Here is an 11,723-nt window from a genome sequence, read left to right on the forward strand (position 1 = left end):
ACCTATCGACAATCCTCGCCGCTCAAGTGGGACACGCGCCAATCGTTGCATTTCTAGTGCTACCTTCAATCGCGGGCAGGCGCCATCGACATCATTCGTTCTAAGATGCCTTCATGTTGGAATGCGATCGCTCACTTGTTCTCGGTAGTCTCGCGCCAATGCGCTGCTGCGATTCCAATCACGTTCTCTACAACTCGCCTGTTACGGGCCTCCGCGTCGTCGATCGCTCTCGAACGGCTTTTTGAAGAGTACGACGTGCGCTGCTGATTTAACCCAGATTGTTCGGCTAGCGTCGAACCCTGTCGAAGCCCCGATGCTTCGATCTGCGCAGAAGCTGCGTTACAGTCAATTGCGTAAGCAGCGGCGACGAGCGCCTTCACTAGGAGAAGTTTAGGTTGCATGATGACTCAGTTAAGATGACGTCGAGAAGTATAGGGGCGTAATCTGGGAGGATCGTTCTTACGGAGGCAATTCAGTTCCGCCAAGAATCGAATAATCTCTACAGCGACCCAGGGTCGACCGACCGCAAATGATTGGAGATGGAACTTCGTGGAATGGACCTCGCAAGATCGGATTGTCGATATCTTGTTGGTCGGGTCCAGAGTGCGAGTCAGTTGTCGCGGGGAGGTTCGGTTTGAGTACCGGGCGTCGTTATCCACGCCACTCGATACCCATTGTCCTCATCGGATAGACATCGATGCGAGCCTGCATCGGAGAAATCCACTCGATCGCTTATTGGAGTTGTCGTGTACGTCCACCAAATTTCGGCCCACTGCCCCTGCCGATCACCCCAACGCTTTTCTTCTGATAGTGCAGGCAGTTGCGAGTTTCGGGAGTAGATGCGGCTGCCTGCACAAGGCGATGTCACGATACGCTATGCATTGACCTTCACGTAGCGCGTCGCTGGCTCCGATTTAGACAACTGGGGCAAAAGGGTTTGCCTCGCGCTCTCGAAACTTAGCCAGTCGTTGTAATCGGGTAGAGAAGGGATGGTGACGAATTCACCGCTGTCTAGACCTGCGAGTGCGGCGTCCACCATCGCTTCGACCGGCATCAGCGTGTCCTTCGGCAGGTTATCCAGAGGCAGGCCTGCCGACGGCCAGATGTCGGTGGCCGTTGCGCCGGGAAGAACTACCTGAATGCGTACTCCTTTGCCCGCCAACTCGTGTTTCAGGGACTGACTGAACGCCAACACGTAGGCTTTGGATCCGCCATAGACGCCATTGAGAGCCTCTGGCGCAATGGCAACCGCTGACGATATGTTAATCACGGTCCCAAAGCCGCGTTGAACGAAGGCAGGCACGGCGGCGTAGGTGAGCCGGGTCAGGGCATCGATGTTTGTCGCGATCATGCGACTCATCGCGTCTACGTCCGAGCTAATGAGCGGCGTAACTGACGCGACGCCGGCATTGTTCACAAGCATCGTAATACGTGCATCGTCGCGCAGGATGGACTCGACTCGTCGTGTGTCGGCTGGCACCGACAGGTCCGCGACGACGGTTTCGACACGGCGACCGGTGGTTGACGAGATCTCGTCGGCCAACTGTGCGAGCCGATCACCTCGGCGAGCGGCGAGCAGCAGATCGTATCCCCGTTTTGCCAGCCGTGCCGCATACACGGCGCCAATACCAGCTGATGCACCCGTTACTACCGCGACGCCCTTATTGTCTTGGCTCATGGTTCCTTCTTCAGTTCGGTGACTTGCTCATGAGTAGTCGAAGTTGTCACAGATTTCGTCCAACTCCGCCCTGGTGCGACAGGACCTATCAGAGGTTTAATTTCGCTACCAACGCGCATCGTGCAACAACGGGTATAATTTTGCAACCGCTTTTTGCGGCGACTTGAACCTTGCGAGGCCCTCATGAGAGGACAAAAGACTGATGTAGGAAGCGGCCTTTGCCCCATTGGCCGCTCCCTCGCTGTGGTGGGCGAGTGGTGGTCGCTACTGATAGTGCGGGACGCGCTCCAGGGCAGGCAACGCTTTAGTGAATTTCAGAAAAGCCTTGGAATAGCGAAGAACATCCTGTCGGCGCGCCTGAAAAAACTTGTCGACTGCGGGATCCTTCGCGTTGAGACGGTAAGTGGTTCTCCTTCAATGTCCCGCTACGTTCTGACCGACCGTGGTAGGGAGCTGCATGTGGTTCTTGTGGCGCTTTCCCAGTGGGGGGGCGACCATTGTTTTGAGCCGACCGAGAACAGGATGTGTGTGACGGATCAGCTCGGGAAACCGCTACCCAAGCTTCGGGTCACGGACAACCGAGGGCAGGCTTTGCATCCGGAGCAGGTGCAAATCGCGCTGGCGACGGTTCCCCGACGGAAGCAGAGCGCAAAGCGCTCAGAAGATCACCCGTCCAATACGGGCGAGAAGAGCTGAAGCAGTGACTGTGACGTGAGGCGTGTCGTTCGCCGGAGCTGACGAATCTCCGGACACGGGGATTCGATACGGTTTTCGCGTTTCGATTGCGCCGCTCTCCGACGCGCCTGCTGCAAATCGATAGCAACACGGCTCACCGACGTCTCTAGCGAATGTTCGGACAATGAGCGACGGACGAGGGCTTCCCGATAAAGCAACGCGAACGATGGACTATCTCACTACCCTAACCGTGTTTCGCGCAGTGGTCGAGGCAAACAGCTTTTCAAGAGCCGCCGATGCTCTTAGTTTGACTACGCCAGTCGTCTCGCGCGCAATCGCGAACCTTGAAAAGCGGTTCGATAGTCGGCTTCTTAATCGCACTACTCGCCATGTCTCTGTAACAGAGGCCGGGGCGCGGCTTTTCGACGACTGCTGCAAGATCCTGGACGACGTCCGGGCAATGGAAGACCGAGCGTCGAATAGAAGGAACGAGGTGTCCGGTGTCTTACGTCTCGTAGCGCACACGACCGTCTTGATGAACCGCTATGCATCGCTAGTTCCAAGCTTTAAGCTCGCGTTCCCGAACATTCGAATTGACGTGACGCTCACTGAGCGGCCGGTTGACTTGGCTGCCGAAGGGTATGACGTTGCGATTGTTCTTCCTTTCATGCTGTTGACAGACACTGCAGTCACCCGTCGTTTGGAGAGCATTCCGTTAGTTCTTGTTGCAAGTCCTGGTTACTTGGCGAGCCACCCGGAACTCAGCGAGCCAGCGCATTTGGTACAGCATTCCTTCGTTGCGATGTCTCCCTCAGTGCGAAAGCCCGTGCTCACCTTTCGTGTCAGCGGGGAAGCTTACGTTGTACAACTCAAGCACGACATATCGTCTAACAGCGCGGTGTTCAATCGCGAAATGGTGACCAACGGTTTTGGAATAGGCGTGTTGCCGAGCGTCCTAGTAGAGGACGAAATAAGAATGGGTCGGCTGGTGCGATTGCTGGCAGGGTACGAACTGGTCGACGCCACGACAGACGTTCGCATCGCTTACAGCGCCAGGGCTTTACTCCCGGCTAAAGTACGCGCTTTCGCGGAGCATGCGGTGCGTTTCAGCTCTCAGTCTGCGTAATTGGTCGCAAGATGCATTGCTTGGCTATTGCCGAATGGCGATTGGCGATTGAGGGTTGGAGGTCTCGGGCGAGCGGACGACATTAGCGACAGTAGACGCGTCCCGCGCGTTGAAGTGTACGCGGGCGGCACGATGGCGGGGCGCCCAACCCCAGGGCGTCGTGTTCACGTGGCGTCTGGTTCGCTTTCGTCCTGCGCGAGCAACTGGCTGTCGGGCAGCCGGAAGGGTACGAGGTTATCCGCGTTGTTCGCTTCCACCAGCTGGATCGTCTGCAGCATGAAGAAATCACGCTCGGCGGGCGACAGATGCTCGATGGTGCGCTCGTGCGCGCGCTGCACCGCAGGGCCATCTTCCTGACCAGGCGTTTGCCAACGGGCGTGAGCCTGACAAGCCGCAGCCGCTTGTCATGGCGTGATATCGAATCCGCTCGTCAAGAGATGCCTGCCACTCTGACACGTTGCGATCGCAGCCGATAGGACGATACTGCTGCGTCACGCAAGCCGGACAGTAGACGGCTGCACGAAACATACGGCAAGCAGATGGGCGATTGCGACAACGAGGCTTTTTTTGGCCCGTCACGTTGGCGGATCGAGGACGCGGCAACCGCAAGCGCTTTTGACATAAATCAATTTATCGATCTTAAATATGTAGCTAATTAATAGTAGTTCAGCGTGGTGGCAAAGATGCCGCCTTTCAGTCCGCAAAACGCGTCCGTGGTGAGTGTGTCGTTTGCAAGGACCTCCGCCAACCGGACGGGCACGATGATGCGCGCGGCGGCATTGTGGATTATTATGTTGCTGGTTATGCGCATCTACGCGGAGAATAATATGGCACATGCAGCAACCAGCGGGGGGCGAAAGGCAACCAACGTCACGCTGGCCGTCGACGTCTACGAACGGGCCAAGAGTCTGGGTATCAACTTCTCGCGCACCTGCGAACAGGCCCTGCGCGAGGCGATCAAAGCCGAGGAAGGCCGTCGCTGGGCCGAAGAACATGCGGACTTCATCCGGCACTCGAATGAATGGGTCGAAGAGCACGGACTTCCGTTGGCCCAATACCGGATGTTCTAATGGCGCGGTTTGACGTCTACGGTAATAGCGGCAAAGGCCGCGCAAGAACTCCGTATCTGTTGGACGTGCAAAGCGACTTCCTCGATGGCCTGACGACGCGAGTTGTCGTGCCACTGATTGACGCTGCGTCTTTCGCGCCGGTCAAGCTTCCGGCGGACTTCACGCCGTCATTCGATATCGGCGGAGTTCGGTGCATCCTCCACCCGGCGTTTATCGCCGCCGTGCCGTCGAGTGAACTGGGTGCGAAGGCGGGTTCGCTTGCGGAACATCATGACGAGATCACCGCGGCGCTTGACCGCCTGCTGGGCGCGTACTGACCGGACCTTAACCGACGCAGCCACAGCCATCAGTTGCTGCAAGGACCGGCGGACATTCGACGTAACTAGCAGCTTGCGGTGCCGACCGGCAACGGCCTGAATCACTCTGAATCGGTCCAGTTTGCGCATCGGTCCCAGTCCTGTTCATGGCCCGCACTCTACAAACGCTCGTCCGGCCACGAACCTCCGCATTAAATTTTCTAGTCCTAAGTTTAAATGTCGCGTTTCTGCCAAATAGAGATGTCGCATTTTGCCGTAAGAACCAGGCTGTGCCGGTGAACGGCCGCACCTCGAGCGCGCGGCAGATCGAGCGAGTCGTACTGCGCTATCCGGCGGACGGTGCGCACGGTCTCGTCTCGGGCAAGCGGCGACGGCGAGCGACCATCGACTGCCGGAAGGCGTGGCGCGGCGTGCAGTTGCGCTGATCCGCCAGCACTACGTCGATTTCGGTCCGACGCTGACGTGCGAGAAGGTACGGGAACTCCACGGCATTGAACTAGCCGTCGAGACGATCCGTTACCTGATGACGACTGCAGGCCTCTGGGTACCGCGCCAACAGCGCCCGCCCCGGATTCACCAGCCACGCAATCGCCGCTCGTGTCTGGACGAGTGGATCAAGATTGACGGCAGCGAGCATCGCTGGTTCGAGGAGCGCGCGCAACGATGCACGCTGCTGGTTGCACGTCGACGATCATCAAATTCCGGCCGGCCGCCCCTGATCCTCCGCACCGGTACCTTCGTGCATCATGTGTGTCGAAATCAGTTCTACCAGCGAAGTCAAATCGGCGGGCTTGATCAGGTGATGATCGATCCCCGCCGAACGCGACTTCCGACGATCTTCATCTTGACCATAACCGCTCACGGCGATCAGCAGGCAGTCGCGCAAGGAATCATCGGCACGAATGGCCCTGGCGACTTCATATCCATTCATCCCGGGAAGACCAATGTCAAGGATGGCAATCCGCGGTTCGAACTCTTTTGCAAGCGCCAACGCGGAAACGCCGTCGTGCGTGCATTGCACCTCGTAGCCGTGTAATTCGAGAAAAATCTTGAGGCTCTCCGTGGAAGCGACGGAATCGTCCACGACGAGCACCCGCACGTCCCGCTTGCGGCGCAGCGGCAACACATTGGCGACGGGCGTCGGCTTGTCCGCTGCGCAAGCTGCCGGCAATTCCACGGTGAACTTCGCGCCTCGCCCGCGGCCCCTGCTCCAGCAACGGATCGAGCCTCCGTGCAGTTCAGTCAGATGGCGAGCAAGCGTGAGCCCGATCCCCAATCCCCCCTGTGCGCGATCGAGCGCGCTATCACCCTGGGCGAACAGATCGAAGACGCGCGGAAGGAGCTTTGGGTCGATTCCCTCGCCGTCGTCGATCACCGTGACGACTGCGCTTCCGCCGGAGAAACCGGTCGAAAGACTGATATGCCCGCCGGGAGGCGTGAACTTAGAGGCATTGTTCAATAGATTAGCGACAACCTGCGTGAGGCGAACGACGTCCCCTTCTATCACTACGTCGTCTTCTTTTTGCTCGCATGAGAAGGCTTGCGAGCGGTTGGCGAAGTGGGGCCGACTCGTTTCGATCGCGCGTTCGACAACGGTCCGCAAGTGAACCGGCTCCCGCTTGAGCGCTACCGTGCCGCGCGCGATTCGTGAAACATCAAGCAGGTCGTCGACGATTCGCACCATATGACCGAGTTGATTGCCAATGATCTGGGTCGCCCACTTCATCATCTTCGAATCGCCCGGCTCCGCGCTCCGCATCACGCTCACCGCGTTTGAAATTGGCGCTAGCGGATTTCGCAGCTCGTGGGCGAGCATCGCAAGGAATTCGTTCTTGCGCCGGTCCTCGTCGCGCAACGCAGAGAATAAAAACGCGTTCTCCAGCGCGATGGAGGCTCGGCTCACGAACTCGGTGACGACGGGCGCTGGCTGGCGACTTTCATCGCAGCGGACAACACCGAAGCAAAGCACTGCCTTGCGCTCCGCGCCGCTCAGCACTAAATGGAACCTAAGCTCTTCGAACTTGACGGAGTGTTGCTCATCTTCCCCACCGGCGGGCCACCCAAAGACGCGCTCCGCCTCGCTTCGGCATATGAGGCTTTCGCCTCTATCCAGAGTCTGCTTCGCGAGCTTATAAAATCGCCCGAGCGGCGCGATTGCGTCGATCTCCTGCCCGCGCGCCGGATCGATCAGGGCACGCACGGCGGGGCCGTAGCGCAACGATGTCGGTGGCGTCACGTCCCCGTCCACTTCGAGGTACACGCATGCGAGATCCGCCAACGCCGGTACCGAGGTTTCCAAAATTCGGTTAAGCGTTGTCTGGACATCCAACGAGCGCGTGAGCAGATGACTCACATGCGACAGAAAATCGGCGCGCTGGCGAGCCTCATCGGCGGATGCGCGCTGTGCTTCTGCCCGCGCGAGCGCTTCCCGCTGCTCTGCCCGGACTCGCAGTTCGCGGTTCATGCAAAACATCTGCACGAACACGCGGACCTTCGCACTGAGAATCTCCGGCACAACAGGCGACGAAATGTAATCGACCGCCCCGAGCGAATAACCTCTCGCCATCTCGGCATCGTCGGCGTAGGCGGTGACGAAGATGATTGGAGTCGATGCCGTCGGGCGGTAGGAGCGCAGCATGCTGGCCGTCTCGAAGCCATTCATGTCGGGCATGTTCACGTCGAGCAGGATGACCGCGAACTCCTCTTGCAGCACTGCCTTGAGCGCCTCCCGCCCAGACGACACGCTGACGACTTCCTGGTCGGGTCCGTCGAGCACCGAGCGCAGGACCATGTGCTGGCTCGGCAGATCATCCACCACCAGGATCTTCACTTTGTCTTCAACGGAGACATCGAACGTGGCCATAGCTGCTCCTAGCGATGCAGCCACGCATGGAGCACGGCGACCAGATCATCCCGGTTGACCGGCTTCGAGAGATAGTCCCACGCGCCGGCCTCAATGCACTTCTCGCGATCGCCTTTCATCGCTTTGGCCGTCACTGCGATGATCGGCAACGTCTTGCCGACCGGTCGCTTGCGAATCTCGCGCATCGTGGTCAGGCCGTCCATCTCGGGCATCATAACGTCCATCATGACGATGTCGATTTCGTGATCCGACTCGAGCTGCCGTATCGCATCGCGCCCGTTGTCGGCCCAGACATGCCGCATACCGAGGTCTTCCATGATTGTCGCGAGCGCGAAGATGTTGCGCATGTCGTCATCGACGATCAGTGCCTTGACCCCTTGCAACGCGCGCTGCGATGCATGTAACGCGTTCAGTACGGTCCTGGACTGTGCGGGGAGCCGCTTTGTATCGAGGTGAAGCGCGGCGACGCTTAAATCCAGAAGCCGGTCGCCGGTCGGTGCGTGTTGCACGAAGAAGCGTTCCCGGACGCGTTCCCAGCGTTTTGGCGGACTATCGCCGGCCGCGCTCACGACCACCGGAAGCGGCGCGAAGCAGTCCCGAGCGACGAGCGTGGTTTCGATCAGCTCCGGGGAAACGCCAGGCAAGTCATCGGCGAGCACGAGCGCATCGACGGCCTGCGACGACAGTTCTTGCACCAGGGCATCGTGCGAATCGGCAAATATCCCACGGACGTGCATGCCCTGCAACGCGCCGCAAAGCAACTCCCGCTCCGCTCCCGGCGGGATGGCCACGAGGATCGCGCGCTGCTCCGCTTCGATGTATCGGCCCATGGATGCGAGCGCGCGATCCAGAATGGCGAGCGATTCGACGGGCTTGGGCAAAAACGCGAAAGCGCCGGAGCGAAGCGCGCGCTCGCGCGATTCATCGGTCGAGATGACGCACACGGGAATATGCCGCGTTGACATGTCGTTTTTCAGCCGCGCGAGAATCCGCCAGCCGTCCATATCGGGCAAATACAGATCCAGCGTCAGAAGATCAGGCTTGTACTGGTCGGCGAGCGTCAGGGCGGAAGCACCCAGCGCGGTCGTCAGGGCTTTAAATCCGCGCTGGCGCGTCGCATCGACCAGCACGCGAGCGAAAGCCGGATCGTTCTCGACAATCAGCACGACTCGTTCGCCGGGAACGATGTTGTCCCGGTCATCGACGATGTATCCGCTCGACACTTCGTGCGCGACCTCGGCAACCAGATCGGATTGCGTCGCCAGGGCTACAAAGCCGTCGCTCACGGACGAGGCACCGTCCGAGGCACCGTTCAAAGCAATCGCCCGCGTCTGTTCTCGGCTGGCCGGCTTTCTGCGCCCCGGTTTTCCGAGGTCGTTCGCGCATGGTAAAAAGAGCGTGAACGTGCTCCCCTCGTTCGGCATGCTGCTCAGCCGGATCTCCCCGCCCAGCAGTTTGGACAACTCGCGGCTGATCGCCAGTCCCAACCCGGTGCCGCCATACTTGCGGCTGGTGCTGCCGTCGGCCTGCTGGAAAGCCTCGAATACGATCTGCTGTTTGTCCGCTGAAATCCCGATGCCTGTGTCGTGAACAGAGAATGCGATCACACTTCCCGCGCTGTTGAGCGTGGCATTGTCCTCGCTCCATCCGGCGTGCACGTCGTCGATCGACAGCGAAACCCGGCCTTGATGCGTGAACTTGAATGCGTTGGACAATAGGTTCTTCAGGATCTGTTGCAACCGCTTGAGGTCGGTCACGATCGAAACGGGCACATCGCTGCCGAGATGAATGACGAAATCGACGTTGCGCGCCTCTGCGATGTGACGGAAAGTGCGTTCGACGTACGTCGTCAGGTCGAGGAGACGATGCTCGTGAACGTCGAGGACAACCGTTCCCGACTCGATCTTCGAAAGGTCCAGAATGTCGTTGATCAGCAGCAGCAGGTCGTTCCCCGAGGCATGAATCGTTCGCGAATATTCGATCTGCCTGGTGGACAAGTTGCCGTCGGAATTCTTGCAGAGCTGGTCCGATAAGATGAGCAGGCTATTGAGAGGCGTGCGCAACTCATGCGACATGTTGGCGAGAAACTCCGACTTGTACTTCGACGTCAGCGCAAGCTGCTTGGCTTTGTCTTCGAGCGCCTGACGCGCCTGTTCAACTTCCGAGTTCTTGCGCTCCACTTCGTGATTCTGATGCGCGAGCAGCCTTGCCTTCTCCTGCAGTTCCTCGTTCGTCTGCTGGAGTTCTTCCTGCCGGCTCTGCAACTCATGCGCGAGCGACTGCGACTGCTTGAGCAGATCTTCGGTACGCGTGTTGGCTTCGATCGTGTTGATGACGATGCCGATACTTTCGGTCAGCTGGTCGAGAAACGCCAGGTGGGTCGAGTTGAAGCACTCGAGAGAGGCTAGTTCGATCACGCCCTTGACCTGCCCCTCGAAAACGATCGGCATCACGAGGACGTTTTGCGGCATTACACGGAGCAGGCCCGATTCGATCCGGTAGTCGACGGACGCCGAAGGCGCCAGGAGAATTTTGCGCTTCTCGAACGCGCACTGACCGACGAGTCCTTCTCCGAGCTGGACGCGCTTGCCGTGCGCGTTATGGCCGTCTGAAGCGTAGCTCGCGACGAGCCTTAGGGAAGCGGCCTGATCGATGGTATCGAAAACGAAGAATTCAGCCTGCTGCACGCCGACGACCGGCGCGAGTTCCGAGAGAATGAGCTGGCCCACCGCGACGAGATCCTTCTGCCCCTGGAGCATGCGGCTGAACTTCGCCAGATTGGTCTTGAGCCAGTCTTGCTCAGTGTTGAGCTCCGTCGTGTCCTTCAGGTTACGGATCATCTCGTTGATCGTATCCTTGAGCGCGGCGACTTCACCGAGCGCCTCGACAGTGATCGAGCGCGTCAGGTCGCCTTGCGTCACGGCGGTCGCCACTTCGGCGATCGCGCGCACTTGCGTCGTCAGGTTGGCGGCGAGCTGATTGACGTTCTCGGTCAATCCCTTCCACGTGCCGGCCGCGCCCGGCACCTTCGCCTGCCCGCCGAGTTTGCCTTCGACACCCACTTCCCGCGCGACGGTTGTCACCTGGTCAGCAAAGGTAGCGAGCGTGTCCGTCATGCCGTTGATAGTATCGGCGAGCGCCGCGATTTCGCCTTTCGCCTCCACGGTGAGCTTGCGGTCCAAATCGCCGTTCGCCACTGCGGTCACGACTCGCGCGATGCCGCGGACTTGGCTCGTCAGGTTGCCGGCCATGAAATTGACGTTGTCAGTCAAATCCTTCCAGGTGCCCGCGACACCCTGGACGTCCGCCTGACCGCCAAGCTTGCCTTCCGTACCGACCTCCCGCGCGACCCGCGTCACCTCCGACGCGAACGAACGCAACTGATCCACCATCGTGTTGATGGTGTTCTTCAGCTCGAGAATCTCGCCCTTCACGTCGACGGTGATCTTCTTCGAAAGGTCGCCTGCCGCGACCGCTTTCGTCACGTCCGCGATGTTGCGAACCTGGCTCGTCAGATTGCCGGCCATGAAGTTCACCGAATCGGTCAGATCCTTCCAGGTGCCCGCGACGCCCTGCACGTCCGCCTGTCCACCGAGCTTGCCGAGCGTGCCGACCTCACGCGCGACGCGCGTCACTTCGGAGGCGAATGAGCCGAGCTGATCGACCATGGTGTTGATCGTATTCTTCAGTTCTAGAATCTCGCCCTTGACGTCAACCGTGATTTTCTTCGAGAGGTCGCCCGCGGCGACCGCCTTGGTCACGTCGGCAATGTTGCGCACCTGGCTCGTCAGGTTGCCGGCCATGAAATTCACGTTGTCGGTAAGATCCTTCCAGGTCCCGGCGACGCCCTGCACGTCGGCCTGCCCGCCAAGCTTCCCTTCGGTGCCGACCTCGCGCGCTACCCGCGTGACCTCCGAGGCGAATGAGCGCAACTGATCCACCATCGTGTTGATTGTGTTCTTGAGTTCGAGGATTTCACCCTTCACATCGACGG

The 11,723-nt window shown here is 59.4% G+C and carries 8 protein-coding genes and 1 pseudogene; 5 read left to right on the plus strand and 4 right to left on the minus strand.

Features of this window, described 5'->3' with window-relative positions; translation table 11 throughout:
* Positions 1–874 precede the first annotated feature (874 nt).
* Entirely contained in the window at positions 875–1,678 is an 804-nt protein-coding gene (locus BG57_RS28000; protein ID WP_035970155.1) for an SDR family NAD(P)-dependent oxidoreductase, read from the minus strand.
* A 183-nt stretch (positions 1,679–1,861) separates the two neighbouring features.
* On the opposite strand from BG57_RS28000, the gene BG57_RS28005 reads away from it, so the two are divergent.
* Together BG57_RS28005 and BG57_RS28010 are read left to right on the plus strand one after the other, a co-directional pair.
* Complete coding sequence (locus BG57_RS28005; protein WP_075583230.1) at positions 1,862–2,374, plus strand: winged helix-turn-helix transcriptional regulator; 513 nt, start codon at positions 1,862–1,864, stop codon at positions 2,372–2,374.
* A 205-nt stretch (positions 2,375–2,579) separates the two neighbouring features.
* Positions 2,580–3,479, plus strand: coding sequence for a LysR family transcriptional regulator (locus BG57_RS28010; RefSeq protein ID WP_035970156.1), 900 nt, complete (start codon positions 2,580–2,582; stop codon positions 3,477–3,479).
* A 164-nt stretch (positions 3,480–3,643) separates the two neighbouring features.
* Here BG57_RS28010 and BG57_RS28015 read toward each other — a convergent pair whose 3' ends face one another.
* Entirely contained in the window at positions 3,644–3,817 is a 174-nt protein-coding gene (locus BG57_RS28015) for a hypothetical protein (RefSeq protein WP_229754121.1), read from the minus strand.
* A gap of 345 nt (positions 3,818–4,162) precedes the next feature.
* Between BG57_RS28015 and BG57_RS33990 the strand changes: the two genes are divergently transcribed.
* From BG57_RS33990 to BG57_RS32340, 3 genes and pseudogenes are all read left to right on the plus strand, one after another.
* On the plus strand, positions 4,163–4,549 hold the full coding sequence (locus BG57_RS33990) for a type II toxin-antitoxin system CcdA family antitoxin (RefSeq protein ID WP_229754122.1): 387 nt from the start codon (positions 4,163–4,165) through the stop codon (positions 4,547–4,549).
* The gene (locus BG57_RS28025) at positions 4,549–4,866 is read left to right on the plus strand and encodes a CcdB family protein (RefSeq protein WP_035970158.1); all 318 of its coding nucleotides are present in this window, start codon (positions 4,549–4,551) and stop codon (positions 4,864–4,866) included. Before BG57_RS33990 ends, BG57_RS28025 begins: the two co-directional genes overlap by 1 nt.
* A gap of 293 nt (positions 4,867–5,159) precedes the next feature.
* Positions 5,160–5,545, plus strand: a pseudogene (locus BG57_RS32340) (transposase family protein); the annotation flags it as partial.
* Between the two features lie 15 nt (positions 5,546–5,560).
* Here BG57_RS32340 and BG57_RS28030 read toward each other — a convergent pair.
* Both BG57_RS28030 and BG57_RS28035 read right to left on the minus strand, forming a co-directional pair.
* A complete protein-coding gene (locus BG57_RS28030) occupies positions 5,561–7,729 on the minus strand; it encodes a response regulator (RefSeq protein WP_052006050.1) in 2,169 nt (722 codons plus the stop codon).
* An 8-nt stretch (positions 7,730–7,737) separates the two neighbouring features.
* Positions 7,738–11,723 (minus strand): response regulator (locus BG57_RS28035; RefSeq protein WP_035970174.1); only part of this gene is annotated, 3,986 nt, incomplete at its 5' end.

The sequence above is a fragment of the Caballeronia grimmiae genome, assembly GCF_000698555.1.
GTDB lineage: Bacteria > Pseudomonadota > Gammaproteobacteria > Burkholderiales > Burkholderiaceae > Caballeronia > Caballeronia grimmiae.